The sequence below is a fragment of the Dethiosulfovibrio peptidovorans genome, from assembly GCA_002748665.1.
GTDB lineage: Bacteria > Synergistota > Synergistia > Synergistales > Dethiosulfovibrionaceae > Dethiosulfovibrio > Dethiosulfovibrio peptidovorans_A.
This window is the reverse complement of the sequence record PDTB01000025.1, coordinates 47,663-67,838: the sequence shown is the minus strand read 5'-3', so window position 1 is coordinate 67,838 and position 20,176 is coordinate 47,663. Positions and strand designations below refer to the sequence as shown.

Here is a 20,176-nt window from a genome sequence, read left to right as displayed (position 1 = left end):
GGAGCGACTCGCGCGGTTGGAATGGCCGAGAAGGTGTTCCATCAAGCGGAGAGTCTGGAGACGTTGTCTCAGGAGATTCGATCCGAGATGGGACGGTTTACGCTGGTATCCTCGGCTGTGATGAGGCAGAATTGATACGTTTTATTAAAAAAGTGTTCCTCTCCCTGGTTTTTGTGATGTTGACGCTTGGAGTGCCGGTGATGGCGGAAGAGACCGTTGTGAACGATGTATATGCACCTCACGGCATGGTCTCCTCAGCTCACGAGCTGGCTTCCAGGGCTGGTATTGACATCTTGCACAGGGGAGGCAACGCTATCGATGCGGCTGTTGCTACGGCACTGGCCTTGAATGTCGTTGAGTTTAACGGTTCAGGGATAGGTGGCGGTGGATATATGACGATTCGATTTGCCGAGACCGGCGAAGTTATCTGTCTCGACTATCGGGAGGAGGCTCCCGCATCGGCTACAAGGGATATGTACGCTTCGGAACGGTCCAAGGGAGAAAAATGGTCAGTTCGAGGAGGCAAAGCTGTGGGGATCCCTGGTTGGCTTAAGGGAATTGAGTATGCTCTCTCAACCTACGGGACAATGACCTTAGCTCAAGTGGCGTCCCCCGCTGTGCGTCTGGCGGAAGAGGGGGTCGTGGTGTCCAGGATGCATAGTGGCATCATCGCCGAGAACTTTGATGGATTCTCCAGGTATAACGATCCCGAGAAGGTCCCCTTCTTCGAGGAAGGGCTGCCTATGGAAGCTGGTCGAGTTTTGAAACAACCTGATCTGGCAAGGACCTTCCGTCTCGTGGGAGAGAAAGGCTCGGATGTGTTCTACAACGGTGAGATCGGTGAGGCTCTGGTGGTGGCGGTAAACGAGGCAGGAGGCTCCATGACCATGGATGATCTCAGACGCTATAGAATACGTGTTCGGCGTCCAGTTCAGGGGACCTATCGGGGCTACCGCATTTTCTCGATGCCACCGTCGTCCAGTGGAGGCACCCATGTTATTCAGTTGCTGAACATAATGGAAAACTTCGACGTCAAGGCCATGGGGCATAATACGCCAGCGATGTCTCACACTTGGGCTGAGGCCACAAAACTCGTCTTTGCTGATCGCAATAGATACATGGCGGACTCCGATTTTGTGAAACTGCCTCTGGCTGGCCTCCTCTCCAAGGAGTATGCTCAGATTCTTGCTGCCCGAATACCCGAGACGGTCGCCGAAGAGGTAGAACCAGGTGATCCCTGGGAATACGAACCAAATGGGCAGAAAACGTCCTATGTAGGTGGTGTAGGAAGTGAGCGCCAGTCCACCACCAGCTTTTCCGTTGTGGATCAGAGGGGAAACATCGTTACGTCCACCAACAGCATCAACTATTTCTGCGGTTCAGGAGTTATGGTTCCTGGATATGGGATCCTCCTGAATAACGAGATGGACGACTTCTCTCAAGATCCCGAGAGCGTGAACGCTCCGGCTCCCGGAAAACGACCTCTCTCGTCTATGAGTCCAACCATTATTTTGGACCCCCAGGGGCGGCCCTTTATGAGCCTAGGAGCCGCTGGCTCTACTCGAATCATCACGGCTATCGTCCAGATTATCATGAACGTCATCGATCATGGTATGACTATGGACGAGGCTATTGAGAAATGTCGGATACATAACCAATCGGGCCGCACGATGCTCCTGGATAGAAACGGGGCCGATGCGTCTTTGGTACGTGCCCTGAGAGCTATGGGCTACGACACCAATCTGTCTGCTCCTGGAAAATTAGGGACCGCACAGGGTATCCTGTTCGATAACCTTAAAGGCGTCATGGACGGCGGGGCTGATGGTCGGCGTCTCGGCGTCCCCGTGGGGTTTTAGCGCATCACGTACGAGTCACGATAAACATGGCGAGCCGTCACTCCATGGGGATGGCTCGCTTTTTTGTAGCATCTGGGACCGTTATCGTGAGTTCGATCGAGTGGCCCTTATCCGGTGATTCGCGAGAGCGATGGATGGTATAATAAGCTTTTAGTTTATGATTTTGAGAAACGGAGGTACGGAAAACGTGACGATTCTATCCACATCCGTCGTATTGGAGGAACTTCAGGGCCTGTTGTCGGCCCTGCAGGACAGTCTTTGACCTGCCTACTTTGAAGCACGAGGTCTCCCGTTTCCACGAGCTTATGGCTCTGCCCGATTTCTGGGGACGAGACGACGCTCAAAAGGTCTCAACCGACCTGGCACGTTTGGAAGCTCGACTCTCGTCCTGGAAGTATTTATCCTCGGAGTATCAGGATCTGATGGTTCTTTCCGAGCTATTGGACGAGGGAGAGGATGAGGAGCTGGAAAGCGAGTTTTCCAGACGCTCCCAGGATCTGCGCTGCCAGATTGACCAACGAAGTCTGGAGCTGCTCCTGAACGGCGAGTACGACGAGAGCAACGCAATCGTGACGGTTCACCCTGGCTCCGGTGGTCTCGATTCCCAGGATTGGGCCGAGATGCTGTATCGAATGTATCTCCGGTGGTGTGAGGTTCGCGGGTATAGGACCAAGGTGCTGGATTATCAACGAGACTACGAGGGGGGCATCAAGACGGTGACTTTCTTTGTAGAGGGTGATCTGGCCTATGGGTATCTTCAGGCCGAGGTCGGGGTTCACCGGCTCGTTCGTATTTCGCCTTTTGATACGGCCAAGCGTCGTCATACTAGTTTTGCCTCGGTGGACGTGGCTCCAGAGATTCCCGACGATGTGGAGATTAACATCCGGCCCGAGGATCTTCGAGTCGATACGTTCCGTTCCAGCGGAGCCGGAGGACAGCACGTGAATATGACAGACTCAGCCGTGCGGATCACCCATCTTCCCACAGGGATCGTTGTTTCCTGTCAAAACGAGCGGTCCCAGCACATGAATCGAGCTGTGGCCATGCAGGTTCTTCGGGGCAAGTTGTACGAGCAGTCTATGATAGCCCGTCAGGATGAACTCGACAGTCTTCACGACAAAAAAGAAAGCTCCTGGGGGAACCAGATTCGATCATATGTCCTTCACCCCTATTCCATGATCAAGGACCATCGGACCGGAGAGGAGACGGGCAACGTTCAGGCGGTACTGGACGGCGATCTGGATCGGTTTATAATGGCATATCTGCAATGGAAGAAGAGATAAGTATGAACGTACGTTTCCGAGGGCTTTTTGTCCTTTTCGTGTCGATATTTTTCCTTCAGGGAGATCTCGTCCATGCCACCTCGGCGTCTTTTGTTCCTACAGTTCCCACCATGGCCGTTAGGGAACTGGCTCCTGGTATGAGGGGAAAGGCCTATACCGTCGTCTCGGGAACCGACGTGGTGTCTTTTCCGATTTCCGTGGTGAGCGTGATTCCCCAGGACGATCGCCCATCTCATCTGATCGTCATCAAGGCCGAAGGGCCGGTGATTGAGGCCACAGGTGGTATCGCTGCCGGCATGAGCGGTAGTCCCGTGTACGTCGGTGATCGGCTCGTCGGTGCCATCGGTTATGGGTGGAGCTTCAGCGACCATACTTTAGGATTGGTGACGCCCATCGAGGACATGGTTCAGGTCTTTTCGTGGAAGGATCTGTCGAGGCCGTTCGTGCCGGAGATTGCTGTCTCCGCCGTCGGCGCTTCTGTCCGTGGTGGTCGAACCCCTCAGGAAAAAGGGGCCTTAGCTTTGTCCGGTTTGTCGGAGCGGGCACGGGATCGCCTATCCCAGGCCTTGGGGCTGCCGGTTGTCCTGTCTGGGGGGACATGGATGGGGGCTCAGACAGTGGAGACTAAGGCGTCTCTCAAGCCTGGCGATGCCCTGGGGGTGATGCTTGTCTGGGGTGATGTGACGTTGGGGGCTACGGGGACGTTGTCGGCGCTCTCCCGAGATGGTCGTTTTTTGGCTTTCGCACACCCGTTTCTTGGGGCTGGGGCTGTTGAGTTTCCCGTCTGTCGGGCCTGGATTCACCACGTAATCCCCAGTATACAGGCGCCTTTCAAGATCGGCTCTTTCGGCCCCATCGTGGGGACGTTGACCCAGGATCGTCCCCAGGCCGTGGGGGGGCATCTGGGGCGTTTTGCGCCGGCCATGGACCTGACTCTCAGGCTTCACGACCTGGATCAGGGCATTTGGGAGGTTCGGAACTTTCGGACCGTTCCCGATCCGTTTTTGGTGCCTAAGACCATCCCAAAAGTGTTCATGGGACTCGTGGATCGGCTCTGGGGCCGACGGGGTGCCGGAACTGCCAAGATGAGGGTGTCCTTTGATGGTGGAGGCTTGCGTAGAAAGTGGTCCTATACGGATTATTATTTTTCTCCAGAGGATCTTACCGAACGTCTTACAAAGTCAGTTGAGGATCTGGTTCGCCTGGTTCCCCTCAATCCATTTCAGACTGTTCTCCCCCTGGGAGTTCGCTTCGACCTGGATATGACGGCAAAACCGAAAATCCTTTACGCTGACGCCATCAACCTGGACAAGGATATGTATAATCCGGGGGAAACCATCCAGGTCTCGGTGGATCTCCGCCCTTACAGAGGGGCGAGCCAAACCAAGGCCTTTAGTGTAAAGGTCCCTGAGGATACTGCCGGTCCCTGTCAGGTGGTGGTTCGAGGCGGTGGATTAGGGGAGCCGGATGGAGATGAACCCGGCGACGTGGATCGCTCCATATCGAGCCTTCCCGAGCTTTTTCGAGAACTTGACGATCGGGAGAGAAATAACGAGGTCATCATTGAGCTGATGTACCAGAAGCAGGGGCAAGAGGACATGGAGTCCGAGTTGCCCCCATCTGCTGAGTTCCCCGGTGAGATTCGTCGGCGGAAGATCAAGGAGGGGACTATGAAGGTTTATCGTTCCGAGTACTACGTGGAGGGCTCTTTGCAGAAGACCTTTATAGTCCTACCGAAAAAGCAACGGGATGATTTGTAGGGCTTGAGACCTCCTCATCAGATCATGGGGAGATCGGTCCAGAGAGCCCGGTAAGCCTGATAGGTGGCCTCTATGTCCACTATGCTCACAAGCTCAAGAGGTGCGTGCATCGAGAGCAGCGGAGGACCTATGTCCACCGTGTCCATTCCCGTTCGTGAGAGGTATTTGGCGATTGTTCCACCGCCCGCCTTGTCTACTCTGCCGAAACTGCCGGTCTGCCATGGCACCGAGGCCCGATCCAGCGTGGCAACTACGGAGGCGACGAACTCGCCTCGGGCTTCGTTGCCGTCGTATTTTCCCCCGTGCCCCGAGAACTTAACCATCCCGATGCCGTTGCCCAAAAGGGCCTGCTGGTCTCGAACGTAGTTTTTTGGGTACAGGGGATTCATCCCGGCTGTCACGTCGGCGCTGATGGCGCAGCTTCGGCTGTAGAGTCGCTTTAAGCTGAGGATGTCGCTACTTTTGCCAAGCCCCTGGAGAAGCTCCAGAAGGAAGAGGTCCAGAAAAGCTCCCTGAGCACTTCCGACGCTCTCGCTCCCGATTTCCTCCCGGTCTACTGCCATGAATAGTGCCGTGCGTTTGGGCATGTCCATGTCCGTAAAAGCTTTATAGGACATGGCAGTGCAGACTCGGTCGTCAAGCCCGTAGGCTGCCACCATGGATCGGTCAAATCCGGCAAATCGTGCAGGACCGGCGGGAACCAGGGCGAGATCTGCGGCTAAAAAGTCCTTTTCGGCCATGGACCAGTTCTCCTGAAGCAGTTTGAGTATTCCAGCCTTGACGGCGTGTTTCTCGTTGCCGAGAGGCCGGTGTCCTGTCAGGGCGTCCAGATCCTCGCCGATGACGGTCTCCGATGCCTTGCGAGATGCCATGTCTCTGTCTACGTGTGGTTCAAGATCGGGAATGGTCAGAACTGGATCGGAAGGCTCCTCTCCCAGGATTACCGGTCGGGTGCTCCCGTCGGTTCCGTGAATTTCACCGTGAAGAGCCAGGGGGATGTTGGTCCATTGATATTTTTTCAAACCTCCGTAATAATGGCAGTCGAGGAAGGCGAGGTTCCCCTCTTCGTAGAGGGGACGCCCCTTTATGTCCACTCGGGGAGAATCCACATGGGAGGCGATGACCGTGACGCCCGAATCCAGACCGTTCGTTCCGATGACAGCTGCCAGAAAAGCCCGGCCTTTCCAGTCCAGGTAGACACGATCTCCGGGAGCTAGTTTTTCTGTACCGGTCTGCACGGCGCCTCGCCGAGCCAGGTCGCTTCGGAGCCACCGAATCCACTCCCGCTCGGTCTTATTTTGGCTGACCGTCTTCATGAGAAACCGAACCGATGGTTGAGCATCTTCTGGAGTGTAGTGGTTCCACCCGTTCCGCTTGGCATGAGTTTTTTTCTGTGCCATTGAAGAGCCTCCTTATATGGGATTTTCCTTGTACGAGAAACGAGGGTATTATATGCCACAGATGAGAGGTTCGCATCAAAAAGGGACGTTTATCACCTTTGAGGGAATCGATGGGTGCGGCAAGTCTACCCAGGCGGCTTTCCTTCGGGATTGGTTCGTGGCCCAAGGGCGAACTGTCGTGTTAACCAGGGAACCTGGCGATTGGTCTCAGGGGAGCTTGCTTCGAGAACTTCTCTTGGAGGGGGCCTTCGTCCATGATCAAACGGAACTGTTTCTATTTGTCGCTGATCGCTGCGAACATCTCGCTCAGGTCGTCTTTCCTGCTTTGAGTCGGGGAGATACGGTCATCTGCGACCGCTACGTTGATTCCACCGTGGCCTACCAGTGTTTTGGTCGGGGACAGGATCGTGATTTTGTCCGGGACTTGTTTCGCCGGGCGGCCTTTCCCATGCCGGATAGAACTCTGTGGGTGGATCTCCCCGTGTCTTTGGCAATGGAGCGGGTTGGGTACCGGGAGGGAATACCGGATCGACTTGAGGAAAATCGTTCTCTCATAGAGCTGGCAGCTCGGGGCTTTCGGACCCTTTGTGACGAGAATCCCCAGCGGGTGTGGCGTATTGATGGTGTGGGAACCCCTCATGAGGTTTTTTCGGCTGTCCTGAACGCCCTTGGGATGGGGATGCCATGAAGATTCATCCTCTGGGCCGTGACCATTCCGGTGGCATCGATGTGCCTTTTCGAGGGGATGAAAAACGATCTGCTGTTCAGACTGGCGAGACTCCTTTCGAGAAGGCGTTTCACGCCATGGAGCTCGAATTCCTTCTTCGGGAGCTGGATGACGTGAGCGCTAAACTCTCTCGAGTTCCGTCCACGGTCGTCCTGGTTCGCTACAGGGAGCTGGTTCGGCAGCTTCTGGATCGGGCTCTCAAAGGGGTTCGTCTGAAGCGGGATCTCCGATGGCGTCGGACTGGTGCCCGTGGTTTCGTTATATTGGAACAGACGGAGGCCTGGCTTCATGATCTGGAAGATGTCTTGTTTCGAGAGGGCCAGAGGACTCGGGCCCTTGAGCTTATGGAGGACATCAAGGGATGTATTCTCTCCCTGCTGCTATAACTGAGTGTACGGCCTGGTCTGGACTCATGGAGGCTCTGAACCGGGCTGTGCTTCCTTCGGCCGTGGCCTTGGTTATCCCGGAGATGTACCAGCGTCAGCTTCTGTGGTCCGTGGCTCGATTCTGGCTTTGTCGGGATCGTACTTGTTGCGGCCAATGTCCGTCCTGTCTGGCCTGGAGTGACGAGGGACATCCTGATCTGCTTATCGTCGGTGAGGATGGACCTCCGTCGGTTAATGAGTGTCGACGAATATCGGACGCTCTTCGTCTTTATCCTGTGGTGTCCTCTCGGCGTATCGCTGCGATCCTCTGTGCTGATCAGATGAACCTCAATGCCGCCAACAGCATGCTCAAGATAGCTGAGGAGCCGCCAAGCCATGGTCATGTGTTTTTTCTCATGGAGAGGGATGGGCTTATCACTACCCTCAGAAGCCGTTCATGGTTCCTTCGGTTCCCTCAGGAGGAGCTGATTGAGGCGCTCCCCGTCCCTGATGGAGAGGCAGCGTGGTTGACGTGGATAGCTCGAGTAAGCCAGAAAGCTCAAGTCGGCGATCTCCTGACGGAGCTGAGGGGTATGGAGATCTCCCTGACTGCACAGGGTCGTCTGAAGGAGGCAGCAGGCCTGTCTCAACTGGTTTTTCTGGCTGCTCGGACCCATCTTTCGGCGACGATGGTCGCCGATCTTGCGTATTTATTGATCAAGGAGGAATATCCTTTTGAGCTTATATCTGATCATTTTCGGTAAACCTCGGTACCTGGGCGTGATCGAGGTGGACTCTCCGTCTTTAGTGCCTGGGGAGCCTGTTATCGTGGAATCCATGCGGGGGGGTGAGGTGGCTGTTGTAGGGGGAAAGGTCACCGGGGAGCAGGTGGTAGCCTATAGCAAGGCGAACGAGGCAAATTCCGGGGATGGAGCCCAGGGAAGTGAGCCCGGGGTCCATTCGGTAACCTTCATCTCTCAGGCCAGCGAAGAGGACGTTCGGATCGACAGGGAGAATCGACAGGAAGAGGAGGAAATCCTCCTTCAGGCCCGAAAAATCCTTGCGAAACATCGTCTGTCCATGAAAATCATCGATGTAGAGTTTCTATTGAACAAAAAAAAGCTCTTTTTCTACTTCACGGCGGAGCAACGGGTGGACTTTCGCGCGTATGTCCGGGACCTGGCCAGGGAGTTCCGTACCAGGATTGAGCTTCGTCAGATTGGCGTTCGGGACGAGGCCAAGGTTGCCCGAGGCATCGCTCCCTGTGGCAGGCCATGTTGTTGTAGCTACTGGCTTCATAACTTTCTTCCGATCGGGATCAAGATGGTCAAAGAACAGAATCTGGCACTGAATCCCACGAAGATATCCGGCATTTGTGGTCGTCTCATGTGCTGTATGAGTTACGAGCATAAGAACTATCGGGAGCTTTGGAAAAAATTACCCAGCCCTGGTAACAAGATCCGCTCCGATCAGGGGCTTTTCATCCTCATGGGGGTCGATGTCTACGGTGAAGATGCTTTGGTCAGAGCTCCGGGAGGTGCTCATGTGTCCGTCCCCGTAGGTAAGTTTGCTCAGTTCAAAGAAGCGGTGCTGAATAACAGGGATTGGCAGGAATACATTCGATCTCCCGAAAACGAGGTTGAGCTAGACCCCGTCGACTTTTCCTCCATTTCTCAGAAGGAATCTCCTCCTCAAAGGTCGGCTCGAGAGAAAACTAGGGTCGGACAGAGAAACAAGGACCAACGTGGGTCTGAAAAGACTGTCCAGCCTTTGTCATCTGGCTCTGAGGAGAGCTCCATCTCCCACAATCGTCGCCGCTCGAAGAAAAAGAGAATAATAGATCAGTCGGTATCAGGTGGTTATCCTTCCAGGGAAGGGAGAACATCGTCGAAGCCCAAACCGCCCCAGGCGAAACGAACGGATGGAGCGTCCCAGGAGACCTCCCGGTCGTCGTCTCGCCGCCGTCGAAAGAAAAAAACAGGAGTTCGTCCGTCAGGCAATGACCGGTCCGAGAGGCCTAAAGGAGGCATCCAGAGCTGATGGCTTTTTTTAAAGGAGTTGCGTCAAAAATTCAGAAGGCTCGAGGTCGGTGGGGCCATGGCTTGGCTGTCCTTTTTTCTGGAAAAATTGACGAGTCGTTCTGGGAGGAACTGGAGGAACGACTGATTGCCGGAGATGTGGGGCTTGATCTGTCGGAGCACCTGGTCTCTCGTCTTCGAGACCTTGCTCGTCGAGATGGCCTTCGAGATCGGGAAGAACTGCTTCGTTCTTTTCAGGATATGTTGGTGGAGATTTTAGAGGCCGTGCCTGCTATGGGAGAGCCTATAGGGGACTCCGACGATCTGGCGGCGGTGGTAATGGTCGGAGTCAACGGAAGTGGGAAGACGACCACTACGGGCAAATTGGCCCATCAACTGACGGTGGAGGGCAGGAAGGTCCTTCTGGCCGGGGCGGATACGTTTCGGGCTGCGGCCTCGGAACAACTTCAGGTGTGGGGAGATCGCCTTGGTCTCCGGGTGATTGCCCATCAGCAGGGAAGCGACGCTGCTGCTGTTGCGTACGACGCCATCAACGCAGCCCGATCGGCGTCGGCCGACGTGGTGTTCGTCGATACGGCAGGACGGCTTCAATCTAAGCACAACCTCATGGAGGAGTTAGGCAAGATCTATCGAGTGGTGACCCGGGAGCTGGGGTCGGAGAATGTGGAGTCCCTGCTGGTTCTGGACGCTGTCATGGGGCAAAATGCCCTGCAACAGGCTCGGCTGTTCAACGAAGCTGCTCCTCTGACCGGCGTGGTCCTGGCGAAATACGATAATTCCGCCAAGGGAGGTATTGTCTTGGCTATTGCCCACGAATTAAAACTCCCCATCAGATATATCGGTCTAGGGGAATCGATGGAGGATCTGGCTCCCTTCGAACCGAGGACTTTTGTGGATGCGCTGCTCTCTCAGGAGCAGGAATTGTGAGGGATTCTCTCTCAATCTCCGTTGAGGAAGCACTGCGCCGTCTGTATGGCCATCGAGCAGATTGGCTCCTCGTTGAGGGAAACGGTAGTCGATGGACTCTCCGGAAAGAACGGCTTGTCGCCTTTATGGGAATGGGTTTGGGGGAGGCGTCTATCGTTGATGTCCTGATGGAACGTGGCTGCCCTGCCAAAGATGAATCCCTGATGGGTAGTCCTGTCTTGGTCCTGGACGGACATGGATTTCGGCTTATGCAGATGGATGAACACGCCCAGGTCATTGAGAAAGGGCAAAATGAGGAGTTGCCCGACTGGTGGCATGTTCCTCTACCGCTTATTGCCGTCTTTCGGAACAAGATCACGGCTAATCGTCGGATGATTCAGGAGTTCGGCGTACTGCTTATCCCGTCCCAGGGTATCCGGTCCCTTGAGGTAAAGGGTACTCTTCTTTTGGCTCATGGAGAGCGGCGTCTGTACCTCTCCCGGCTGGAAGGGCATTTCTATTTAGTGGAAGACGTAAGCTGTGACGTCTCACTTGCGAAGGATATAGGATGGTGGGCTGCTGTAGGACACACTCTGTGGGATAGAGCGGAGCGTCGGGGGGAGGTTTTAGTTCGTCTGGATCGTATGGCCGATGGAAAAGGCGAGGCTGAGATTCTACCCTGCCGGTGGGAGAACGAGCTTTTGGGGTATATTGAGATCGATGGTCCTTCCCGAAAGGATGGGCCCGACGAGGAGGACGAAGCATGATCAGGCGCTATGAGACCGACGAGATGAGAAAAATATGGTCCCTCGAAAATCAATACAGAACCTGGATGAACGTCGAGATCGAGGCGTCTCGGGTCTGGTGTGACCTGGGCGCTATCCCTAAAGACGCCATGGACGATATCCAGGCCAGGAGCGACTTCGATGTGGACTCCATCGCCCGTATTGAGGCGGAGGTCCATCACGACGTGATCGCCTTCGTCACCGATATGGCTTCGCACGTGGGACCCAGCGGACGGTATATCCACATGGGACTTACCAGCAGCGATGTTCTGGATACTGCCAGTGCCCTTCGGCTTATGGCGGCGCTGGACGTGATTTTGGCTCAGGTGGATTCCCTTCTGGATGTTTTGTGGAAAACCGCCGATCATCACCGTCGGACTCCCTGTGTGGGGCGGTCCCACGGTATTCATGCTGAGCCCACAACCTTTGGTTTGAAGGTCCTGAACTGGTACTCTCAAATTTCCAGAGATCGGGAACGTCTGGCGGTGGCTCAAGAGGCTATCGGATACGGTACGTTCTCTGGAGCTGTCGGGACCTTTGCTCACAGCTCGCCGGATTTTGAGGAAAAGGTCTGTGCTGCCCTGGGGCTCAAGGCCGATCCTGTATCTACTCAGGTTGTCCAGAGAGATCGTCATGCCCAGGTATCCTATGCTCTCGCGAGTCTGGGATGTGGTATGGAGCGTATCGCGATGGAGATTCGCCATCTTCAGCGGACCGAGGTCATGGAGGTACTGGAGCCGTTTGGTAGCAAACAGAAGGGATCGTCGGCTATGCCTCATAAAAAAAATCCCATCCTCTGCGAGAGGATCACCGGCATGGCGCGTCTTCTGAGGTCGTATCACTTGGCTGCCTTGGAGAACGTGGCTCTATGGCACGAGCGGGACATTAGCCACTCGTCGGTAGAGAGAATTGCCTGGCCCGACTCGTTTCACCTGGCCCACTACATGGCTCGGCTTCTGGAACAGGTAGTCCGAGGTATGACCGTCGATGTCGATCAGATGAGGCGGAACCTGGATCTCACGAAAGGGTTGGTTTTCAGCCAGAGGGTGCTGTTGGGCCTGGTCGAGCGGGGGCTGAGTCGAGAGGATGCCTATGCTGTCGTCCAGTCCAACGCCATGAGATGTTGGGATGGGGAGGGGACGTTTAGGGATCTTCTTGGGGTAGACGACCGGGTGGTGGCCTCCCTCAGTGGAGATGACTTGGACGCCCTTTTTGCCGAGGATCACTATTTCCGTCACGTGGATGCTGTTTTCGACCGTTTTACCCGATCAGGGCGAGAGGAGGTCTTGTGATGACGAATCGAACCTGCGTTGATCGTACACCCGACCGTAATATGGCGTTGGAATTCTGTCGGGGAACCGAGGCAGCCGCTATGGCTGCTGGGCGGTGGATGGGCCGGGGGAACAAGAACGCCGCCGATGGGGCGGCCGTGAACGCTATGCGATATATGCTCAACACTATCCACATGGACGGAGTGGTGGTCATTGGCGAGGGCGAGAAGGACGAAGCCCCCATGTTGTTCAACGGCGAGGCTCTGGGGACCGGTGATGGTCCCCAGGTAGATATAGCCGTGGATCCTATCGACGGAACCCGACTTACGGCTCTGGGGTTGAGCGGTGCCATCAGCGTGGTGGCTGTAGCACCTCGGGGAACTCTGTTCGATCCTAAATGCGTGTTCTACATGAATAAGTTGGTGGTTGGCCCGGAGGCTAAGGATGTCGTGAATATTGAGGCTTCCGTGGCGGAGAACATCCAGAACGTTGCCAAAGCCAAGAAAAAAGATGTTTGCGACGTGACCGTCGTCGTGTTGGATCGCCCGAGACACGCCGATCTTATCGCCGATATACGTTCCGCTGGAGCCAGGATCAAGCTTATCCCCGACGGAGATATCGCCGGAGCTCTCCTGACCTGCAAGACCGATCGGGGTGCCGATATGCTTATGGGAATTGGCGGGACGCCCGAGGCCGTTATCACAGCGTGTGCTGTCAAGGCATTGGGAGGCAGTATGCAGGGCAAACTCTGGACCCGAGATGACCACGACCGGTCATGTGCCCAAGCCCAGGGATTGAACTTGGAGCAGGTCCTGACCCTGAACGATCTGGTCTCCAGTGACGACGTTTTCTTCTCAGCTACGGGGGTAACCGACGGTGATTTTCTGTCGGGCGTTCGGTACGAAAGCGAGCGGATCGTTACCAATTCCCTGGTTATGCGGTCCAAGAGCGGCACAGTTCGATATGTGGAGGCGATTCATCGTCCTAAAAAACTTGACGCTATCAGTGGAATCGATTATAAACATTGTGGATAGGGACGCCGAACGGTCGGCGTTCTGTGAGGAGCTGCCGCGTTCGTCGCAGGTGTACACCCATTTTTAGGAGGCACAAGTAATGAAGGGCACAGTCAAATGGTTCAACGGCACCAAGGGATATGGTTTTATCACCACAGAGGAAGGGAACGACGTGTTCGTCCACTTCAGCGCAATTCAGATGGATGGATATAAGACTCTTGATGAGAACGACGTAGTCGAGTTCGATATCACCGATGGTGATAAGGGCCCCCAAGCGTCGAACGTGGTCAGAATCTGATTCCACCCCTCGAACGCCAGCGGAGACGGCCGAAGGTCGTCTCCGCTTTTTTATACCCGTCAGTTCCGCCATGCCCAACCGGCGATGATCGCCTGCCCCAGGGAGACGGACTCGTCGTTGGGAGAAAAAGACTTGTGGGTGAGGACCTGGAATCCGTCGGCTTCCAACAGAGTGATGGATCGAGCCAGGAGGCGGCGATTTTGCCATACGCCGCCGGAGAGGGCCACCATGGAGAGGGATTCGGTCTGTCGAATGGAGCGACATACCCGAAGAATTCCCTGAGCCAGGGCCTCATGGAAGACAGAACTTCCCTGCTCCAGAGTAGGACGTTCTCTCAGGATCCACGGTATCAAGGTCCCCCAATCAAGGCTCAGGAGATCCCCCCTTTTCGTGAGAGCCATGTTCATCTTTCCTCCCTCATCCTGGGCTACGGCCTCCAGCTCCATAGCCGCCTGACCGTCGTAACTGACCTGGAGGGGGCCTCCCAGCAGAGCTGAGATCCCATCGAACAATCGTCCACAGGAGGACGTGAGAGGTGAGGATTTTATGGTTTTCAGGATGGTCCTGATCGCATCTGCCTTTTCAGGCCATAGTTTGGACGCCTCTCTCAGGGCACCTTTTGGGCCCAGGGTTTGATTGAGCAGAGACAGGCCATATCGCCAGGGTTCCAGAATCGCTCGATCTCCTCCGGGAAGAGGGGCGGGACGCAGGAATCCCATGCGCCGAAAGCCTGACCAGTCTCCCACGAGGAACTCCCCTCCCCAGATTGTTCCGTCATCTCCGTATCCCGTGCCGTCCAGGATCACCCCGATAGTGGGCTGATTTCGGTCGTACTCTGCCAGACAGGCTGCCAGGTGGGCGTGGTGGTGCTGTACGGCCATGCTCTGTTCCGGTTCTCCTATGTATGATCGGGCGACCCGAGTGGAGAGGTAGAGTGGATGGCTGTCGTGAACGAGGAACTTGGGATGAATATTGTACAGACCGGTGAAATGGTTCAAAGCCTCTCGGTAGTATTCCAGTGTCTCCATTTGCTTACCGTCTCCCAAGTATTGGCTCGGGAAGGCTAGGTTGTCCTGGGTGAGGGTGAAGGTACTTTTCATCTCAGCTCCTGCGGCCAGAATGGGCGGCATTAAGAAGGAGACCGACAGGGGGTTGGGGACGTACCCTCGTCCCCGACGGAGGAGAACCGTTCGCTCCTCGGCCTCAGCTACCAGGGAGTCGTCAACCTTCATGTGGATATCCCTGTCGTGGAGGAGAAAGGCGTCAGCGATTCCCTTCAGTTCAGTCAAGGCCCGGTCGTTGTCGGAGATCAGTGGAGCGTCGGCGATGTTGGCGCTGGTCATGACAAGGGCCTTCATGTCCTGAAGCAACAGGTGGTGCAAAGGCGTATAGGGCAGCATGACCCCCACCGACGATTGCCTTGGGGCTACCAGCTCGTGGAGCGCTGAGTCGGGGCGTCGATTGCAGACGACGATGGGCCTTTGGGGGGAGATGAGCAGTCTCTGGGTAGTTTCGGTAAGAGTCACCAGCTCTCGAGCTATTTCCAACGACTCAGCCATGATGGCCAGCGGTTTGTGTGGCCGTCTCTTGCGGTTTCTGAGGACCTTGAGGGGGGACTCGAACCATGGAGAGCATGCCAGATGGAATCCCCCTAGTCCTTTGATTGCCACGATGAACCCGGCTTTAAGAGCCTCTCGGCAGTCCTGGATGGCGTTCTCGTTTTGAGCTGTCGATCCGTCGGGGCCTTGAAAGATGACCGAGGGGCCACAGACCGGGCAGGCGTTGGGTTGAGCGTGATATCGACGGTTCACCTGATCCCCGTATTCCTCGGCACAGTCGGGACACATGGGAAAGATCGCCATGGTCGTCAGGTGACGGTCATAAGGAAGTCCTCTTACGATTGAGAACCTGGGGCCACAGTCGGTGCAGTTGATAAAGGGATACCTGTATCGACGGTCAGTTGGATCGTTCATCTCCTTCAGGCAACGGTCACAGGTGGCGATGTCAGGCGGAATGAGAACCCGTTGCCGATTTGATCGGCGGCTGGCTTCAATGACAAAAGGACCGGCTTCGGCGCATTCTCCCTCTGATAGGATTCGAACGTCGTGGATATCCGCCGGATTTGGCTTCCTGTGGGGCAGTTCTCTGATATAGTGGTCTATGGCCTGAGCTGGCCCCCGGAGGACGATCTCCACCCCGTCGGAGCTGTTGATCACCGAGCCACCCAAGCCAAAAGACGATGCCAGACGTGCACAGAACGGGCGAAATCCCACGCCCTGGACCACGCCGGTGACAAGGATCCTTTTTTCCATCACGAGTGCGTCCCCCCGTTTCACCGGCATTGTACTACGATATCCCTTAGGAAGGGAGGAGATCCGTCTATGAGAGATAAGGGATTGATACACGTGTACTTCGGAGACGGAAAGGGGAAAACAACGGCTGCCGTGGGCGTGGCCCTTCGAGCCTTGGGGGCTGGTTGGAGGGTGGGCATGGTCCAGTTTATGAAGGGATACCCCTACTCGGAGGTCCCCCTTCTGCGGAGGCTCAAGGGGATGGAGCTCGTTCAGACCGGTCGTCGGGAATACGTGTACAGGGGGCGGGAGACTGAAGAAGATCGATCCGAGGCCCGTCGGGGATTAGCAGCGGCTCGGCGATTTCTGCTGGATGATCCACGGGACCTGGCTATTTTGGACGAGGTGACCGTGGCCCTGGACTACGGTCTGTTCTCCGAAAATGACCTTTTGGACTTGGTCGACGGCAAAGCCCCCGGGACCGAGCTGATCCTGACAGGCCGTTTTATCTCGGCAAGCCTGGTCGATCGGGCTGACTATATCTCGGAAGTTCAGTGCCGTCGTCATCCCTATGAACGGGGACTTCTCTCCCGGGAGGGAATCGATCATTAGCGTCCCTGTCATCCTGGGAGTCAGCGGTGGTGTAGATAGCTGCGCTGCTGCCTTGATCCTGCGAGAGCGTGGGTACGATCCCCTCGGAATTCGCCTCATCCTCCACGACCAGGGCGACGACCGGGATCGTAAGCGACTGGTTGGCCTGGAGAGACTGGGTATCCCCGTTGTCGAGGTGGACGGTCGGGATGCCTTTAGAAAGTTCGTCATCGACCCCTTTGTCGTTGCCTACGGGGACGGTTCGACACCTAATCCCTGTATCCTCTGCAACGAGCGGGTCAAATTTCGTCTTCTCTTCGACGAGGCGAATCGTCGAGGAATTCAACACGTGGCTACGGGGCACTACGCAGGTCTCGGGGCCTACGGAGATGGGATTGCCATCCGTCGGGCCGACCGTGGTGGGAAAGACCAGAGCTACATGCTCTATCGTCTGGCCCGGGAGTGGCTTCCTCGACTTATCTTCCCTCTGGAGCTCCTGTCAAAACCACAGGTTCGGACCATGGTCGCCCATGCACTGGATGCGTTCGATCTGGGACAGGGAGACAGTCAGGATATTTGTTTTTTGCCAGAACGACTGGAAGATTTTCTGGCCCGTCGCCTTGGTGATACATGTCCTCCGGGTCCGATGATCACAGCTGATGGACGTCGTCTGGGTGAGCACGGCGGTCTCTATCGATACACTTTGGGGCAGAGAAAGGGCTTGGGGCTCGGTGGAGGTCCCTGGTTTGTGGCGGACAAAGATCGCAAGACCAACTCCCTGATCCTGGGAGGGGTCGATGACTGTGCCGTTGTCAGGATTCGGTGCTCTATGCTACGATGGCATCATAGAATTAAAGTGGGGGAGAGCTATACGGTGTGTCATCGATATCGTTCTCGCGCCGTTCTCGCCACGATGACCGATCTCGACGGTTCGTCGTTCGAGGTCCTCTTGAGTATGCCCGTTCAGGGCGTAGCTCCGGGGCAATCTTTGGTCGTATACGATGGTTCCTGGCTTTTGGCCGGGGGGATTATCTCCCATGTGAGCTGTCGATGAAGGAGGAAAATATATGTCGTTGAAGGATACCCTGAAACTGGATACTCACGCTGTTCGAAAGGTCACCGACCCCAAATCCCTGTCCTGTTGCTCGACCGAGGAGATGGACTGCCTTACGGGTTTTATCGGGCAGGATCGGGCGGTTCGGGCCATGGATTTTGGCCTTTCCGTGAAAAGCAAGGGATATAATATCTTCGTGGTGGGGACACCAGGGAGCGGCCGAACGACCTACGCTCTGGACAGTCTCAAAAAACGGGCCGAGGAGATGGAGGCGCCGCAGGACCTGGCCTATGGGTATAACTTCGATAATCCCGGCGAACCCGTGGCTCTCTTCTTGCCAGCAGGTCAGGGAAAGGCCATGGAGTCGGCTTTCCTTACCTTGATCGACGAGCTGAAAAGCGTCATCAACAAGGCCTTCGAAAAGGGGCAGTACGAGGACACCAAGGCCCAGGAGGTCAAGGTCTTTCAGGATGAGGTCAACGAGAAGATGGAGGGGGTCAAAGCCTGGGCATGGGACAAGGGGTTCTCTGTGAAGCGTACCCCCCAGGGTTTTGTCAACATTCCTCTCATCGATGACGTTGACGAGGAAGGAGAGGCCACCCGGCGGGAGATCAAACCCGAGGAATTTGAGGAGTTGGACGAAGAACGTCAGAACTCCCTCCAGGAGGAGTCTAAAGAGATATCCCAGCGGACCTTGGCTGTACTTCGGGAAATACGGGAGAAAGAGAAAGACCTGAAAAAACGGATCAGTGAGCTGGAATCGGAGATCTGTCGAAACGCTATTCAGCCCGCTCTGGAGGACGTGACCGAGCGTTTTGCTGTCACGGACACGATCAAAGCGTGGCTCTCGGACTGGACGGACAGTGTCATCGACAACTTCGGCATGTTCGTTGCTGCCGCCCGAGACGATAACGCTGAGGTGGACTTCAGCGTCTATCAGGTGAACGCCATTGTCTCCAACGACCCGGATAAAGGGGCTCCAGTTATATGGGAGACCAATCCCACCTACTACAACCTCATGGGCAAGGTCGAGTACGAGAGCCGTCAGGGGTACCTTTACACCGATTTTGGCAAAATCGTGGCCGGAGCTATCCACAAGGCCAACGGTGGGTTTTTGGTGCTGGACATGGACCTGCTGCTTCGAAATTTCATGTCTTATGAGGGGCTCAAGCGAGTTCTCCGTACAGGAACTCTCCATATAGAAAACCTGGGAGACCAGTATGGGGCAGTGCCCATGTCGTCTCTTCGCCCCGAAGGAGTGGAGATTGACCTCAAAGTTGTCCTGGTGGGGACCCACTATCTGTATCATCTGCTTCAATACTATGATCCTGAATTCCGAAAGATGTTCAAGCTCCGTGCCGAGTTCACGTCGGATATGGAACGGACCAGCGAGACAGAACACCAGATGGCTCAGTTCATCTCCACAGTGGTCCAGCGAGAGGGAGGAGCCCATTTCTCCGCCGAAGCCGTGGCCGAAATTATTGACTGGTCCTCCCGATTGGCCGGAGACCAGGATCGGCTTTCCATCAAATTCAATCAGATCATTGAGACCATCGTGGAATCCCTTGCCTGGGCAAAATTGGACGGGGCCGACTTGGTAACCAGGAACCACGTTTATCAAGCCATTCAAGAGGCCCGATATCGGGCAAGTTTAGTGGAGGAACGGGTTCGTCGGGCTTTTACCGACGGTGTCATCAGGATCGACACCGAGGGAAGTGCCGTGGGGCAGATCAACGGCTTGGCCGTTATCGACCTGGGCAATTACGCCTTCGGTCACCCGGCTCGGATTACTGCAAACACGTACATGGGCAAAGAAGGAGTCGTCAACATTGAGCGGGAGACGGCCATGGCCGGTCCGATCCACAACAAAGGACACCTTACCCTCAACAGTTATCTGGGTCGAAAATACGCACAGGACATGCCCCTTACCCTCTCGGCCAGCATCTCTTTCGAGCAGAACTACGGGGGCATTGAGGGAGACAGCGCCTCGTCAACCGAACTTTACTGCCTGCTCTCGTCCCTCGCCGAGTTGCCGATAGACCAGTCTATCGCTGTTACAGGATCAGTGGACCAGTTCGGTAACGTGCAGGCCATCGGCGGTGTCAACGAAAAAGTGGAGGGGTTCTTCACCTACTGTAAGGAGCGAGGTCTGACAGGACGACAGGGTGTCCTCATTCCCAGACCGAACCGGCGGCATCTTATGCTCAATCAGGAAGTCGTCGATGCCATGCGTGAGGGCCAGTTTCACCTGTGGGAGGTCGAAACGGTCGACCAGGGAATCGAGATCCTGACAGGGGTTCCCGCAGGTGTCCCTAACGCCAGGGGCATTTTCCCTAAGAACTCGGTTCATGGCAGGGCCAAAGCCAAACTCAAAAAGTGGATGAAGGATGCGGCCCGAATCAACAAAGAACTTTCTGGAGAAAATAAAGAATCGTCGAAAAAACGATCTGGGGAAAAGGACAACGAGGATCCTATCCGGTGAGCCGACTTGCGGATCTCCCCGAACCTCGGGAGGTTCTCCTCCCTCCTCTGGATAG

The 20,176-nt window shown here is 55.6% G+C and carries 16 protein-coding genes and 1 pseudogene; 15 read left to right on the top strand and 2 right to left on the bottom strand.

Going from position 1 to position 20,176, the window contains the following annotated elements; genetic code table 11:
- Positions 1 to 176: 176 nt before the first annotated feature.
- The 3 genes and pseudogenes from ggt (at position 177) to CSA35_07755 (ending at position 4,899) form a co-directional block, all read left to right on the top strand.
- On the top strand, positions 177 to 1,856 hold the full coding sequence (ggt, locus tag CSA35_07765) for a gamma-glutamyltransferase (GenBank protein PIE54162.1): 1,680 nt from the start codon (positions 177 to 179) through the stop codon (positions 1,854 to 1,856).
- Between the two features lie 157 nt (positions 1,857 to 2,013).
- Positions 2,014 to 3,139 (top strand): annotated as a pseudogene (locus CSA35_07760) (peptide chain release factor 2).
- On the top strand, positions 3,124 to 4,899 hold the full coding sequence (locus CSA35_07755; GenBank protein PIE54155.1) for a peptidase S55: 1,776 nt from the start codon (positions 3,124 to 3,126) through the stop codon (positions 4,897 to 4,899). Before CSA35_07760 ends, CSA35_07755 begins: the two are co-directional and overlap by 16 nt.
- Positions 4,900 to 4,916: 17 nt before the next feature.
- Here the strand turns inward: CSA35_07755 and CSA35_07750 are convergent, their stop codons facing one another.
- Entirely contained in the window at positions 4,917 to 6,299 is a 1,383-nt protein-coding gene (locus CSA35_07750) for a peptidase M18 (protein PIE54154.1), read from the bottom strand.
- 61 nt (positions 6,300 to 6,360) lie between these two features.
- On the opposite strand from CSA35_07750, the gene tmk reads away from it, so the two are divergent.
- The 9 genes from tmk to CSA35_07705 all read left to right on the top strand — a co-directional run bounded on the left by tmk (position 6,361) and on the right by CSA35_07705 (position 13,703).
- Positions 6,361 to 6,987 (top strand): dTMP kinase, encoded by a 627-nt coding sequence (tmk, locus tag CSA35_07745; GenBank protein PIE54161.1) that lies wholly within the window; start codon positions 6,361 to 6,363, stop codon positions 6,985 to 6,987.
- Positions 6,984 to 7,412 (top strand): hypothetical protein, encoded by a 429-nt coding sequence (locus tag CSA35_07740; protein PIE54153.1) that lies wholly within the window; start codon positions 6,984 to 6,986, stop codon positions 7,410 to 7,412. The genes tmk and CSA35_07740 overlap by 4 nt, the downstream gene beginning before the upstream one ends.
- Positions 7,388 to 8,155 (top strand): hypothetical protein, encoded by a 768-nt coding sequence (locus tag CSA35_07735; GenBank protein ID PIE54152.1) that lies wholly within the window; start codon positions 7,388 to 7,390, stop codon positions 8,153 to 8,155. The genes CSA35_07740 and CSA35_07735 overlap by 25 nt, the downstream gene beginning before the upstream one ends.
- Positions 8,156 to 8,228: 73 nt before the next feature.
- Positions 8,229 to 9,431 (top strand): hypothetical protein, encoded by a 1,203-nt coding sequence (locus CSA35_07730; GenBank protein PIE54160.1) that lies wholly within the window; start codon positions 8,229 to 8,231, stop codon positions 9,429 to 9,431.
- Complete coding sequence (locus CSA35_07725; protein PIE54151.1) at positions 9,431 to 10,357, top strand: signal recognition particle-docking protein FtsY; 927 nt, start codon at positions 9,431 to 9,433, stop codon at positions 10,355 to 10,357. Before CSA35_07730 ends, CSA35_07725 begins: the two co-directional genes overlap by 1 nt.
- Complete coding sequence (locus tag CSA35_07720) at positions 10,354 to 11,103, top strand: hypothetical protein (GenBank protein ID PIE54150.1); 750 nt, start codon at positions 10,354 to 10,356, stop codon at positions 11,101 to 11,103. The genes CSA35_07725 and CSA35_07720 overlap by 4 nt, the downstream gene beginning before the upstream one ends.
- Complete coding sequence (locus CSA35_07715; protein ID PIE54149.1) at positions 11,100 to 12,413, top strand: adenylosuccinate lyase; 1,314 nt, start codon at positions 11,100 to 11,102, stop codon at positions 12,411 to 12,413. The genes CSA35_07720 and CSA35_07715 overlap by 4 nt, the downstream gene beginning before the upstream one ends.
- Entirely contained in the window at positions 12,413 to 13,426 is a 1,014-nt protein-coding gene (glpX, locus tag CSA35_07710) for a fructose-bisphosphatase class II (GenBank protein PIE54148.1), read from the top strand. The genes CSA35_07715 and glpX overlap by 1 nt, the downstream gene beginning before the upstream one ends.
- 79 nt (positions 13,427 to 13,505) lie before the next feature.
- Entirely contained in the window at positions 13,506 to 13,703 is a 198-nt protein-coding gene (locus tag CSA35_07705; protein PIE54147.1) for a cold-shock protein, read from the top strand.
- 59 nt (positions 13,704 to 13,762) lie between these two features.
- Here the strand turns inward: CSA35_07705 and hypF are convergent, their stop codons facing one another.
- A complete protein-coding gene (gene hypF, locus CSA35_07700) occupies positions 13,763 to 16,018 on the bottom strand; it encodes a carbamoyltransferase HypF (GenBank protein ID PIE54146.1) in 2,256 nt (751 codons plus the stop codon).
- Positions 16,019 to 16,084: 66 nt separating this feature from the next.
- On the opposite strand from hypF, the gene CSA35_07695 reads away from it, so the two are divergent.
- Genes CSA35_07695 through CSA35_07685 form a run of 3 tightly spaced genes read left to right on the top strand, consistent with a single transcriptional unit; the run spans position 16,085 to position 20,121 of the window.
- Positions 16,085 to 16,606, top strand: coding sequence for a cob(I)yrinic acid a,c-diamide adenosyltransferase (locus CSA35_07695; GenBank protein PIE54145.1), 522 nt, complete (start codon positions 16,085 to 16,087; stop codon positions 16,604 to 16,606).
- Positions 16,566 to 17,639 carry a tRNA 2-thiouridine(34) synthase MnmA gene (mnmA, locus tag CSA35_07690; GenBank protein PIE54144.1) on the top strand — a complete coding sequence of 358 codons (1,074 nt, stop codon included), beginning with the start codon at positions 16,566 to 16,568 and terminating at the stop codon, positions 17,637 to 17,639. Before CSA35_07695 ends, mnmA begins: the two co-directional genes overlap by 41 nt.
- A gap of 13 nt (positions 17,640 to 17,652) precedes the next feature.
- Positions 17,653 to 20,121 (top strand): ATP-dependent protease, encoded by a 2,469-nt coding sequence (locus CSA35_07685; GenBank protein PIE54143.1) that lies wholly within the window; start codon positions 17,653 to 17,655, stop codon positions 20,119 to 20,121.
- Positions 20,122 to 20,176: the final 55 nt, after the last annotated feature.

Bases quoted from the DNA above. Each gene is read 5' to 3' on its own strand.
- ggt (PIE54162.1), top strand. From the start codon at position 177: ATGTTGACGCTTGGAGTGCCGGTGATGGCGGAAGAGACCGTTGTGAAC.
- CSA35_07755 (PIE54155.1), top strand. From the start codon at position 3,124: ATGGAAGAAGAGATAAGTATGAACGTACGTTTCCGAGGGCTTTTTGTC.
- CSA35_07750 (PIE54154.1), bottom strand. From the start codon at position 6,299: ATGGCACAGAAAAAAACTCATGCCAAGCGGAACGGGTGGAACCACTAC.
- tmk (PIE54161.1), top strand. From the start codon at position 6,361: ATGAGAGGTTCGCATCAAAAAGGGACGTTTATCACCTTTGAGGGAATC.
- CSA35_07740 (PIE54153.1), top strand. From the start codon at position 6,984: ATGAAGATTCATCCTCTGGGCCGTGACCATTCCGGTGGCATCGATGTG.
- CSA35_07735 (PIE54152.1), top strand. From the start codon at position 7,388: ATGTATTCTCTCCCTGCTGCTATAACTGAGTGTACGGCCTGGTCTGGA.
- CSA35_07730 (PIE54160.1), top strand. From the start codon at position 8,229: ATGCGGGGGGGTGAGGTGGCTGTTGTAGGGGGAAAGGTCACCGGGGAG.
- CSA35_07725 (PIE54151.1), top strand. From the start codon at position 9,431: ATGGCTTTTTTTAAAGGAGTTGCGTCAAAAATTCAGAAGGCTCGAGGT.
- CSA35_07715 (PIE54149.1), top strand. From the start codon at position 11,100: ATGATCAGGCGCTATGAGACCGACGAGATGAGAAAAATATGGTCCCTC.
- glpX (PIE54148.1), top strand. From the start codon at position 12,413: ATGACGAATCGAACCTGCGTTGATCGTACACCCGACCGTAATATGGCG.
- CSA35_07705 (PIE54147.1), top strand. From the start codon at position 13,506: ATGAAGGGCACAGTCAAATGGTTCAACGGCACCAAGGGATATGGTTTT.
- CSA35_07695 (PIE54145.1), top strand. From the start codon at position 16,085: ATGAGAGATAAGGGATTGATACACGTGTACTTCGGAGACGGAAAGGGG.
- mnmA (PIE54144.1), top strand. From the start codon at position 16,566: ATGAACGGGGACTTCTCTCCCGGGAGGGAATCGATCATTAGCGTCCCT.
- CSA35_07685 (PIE54143.1), top strand. From the start codon at position 17,653: ATGTCGTTGAAGGATACCCTGAAACTGGATACTCACGCTGTTCGAAAG.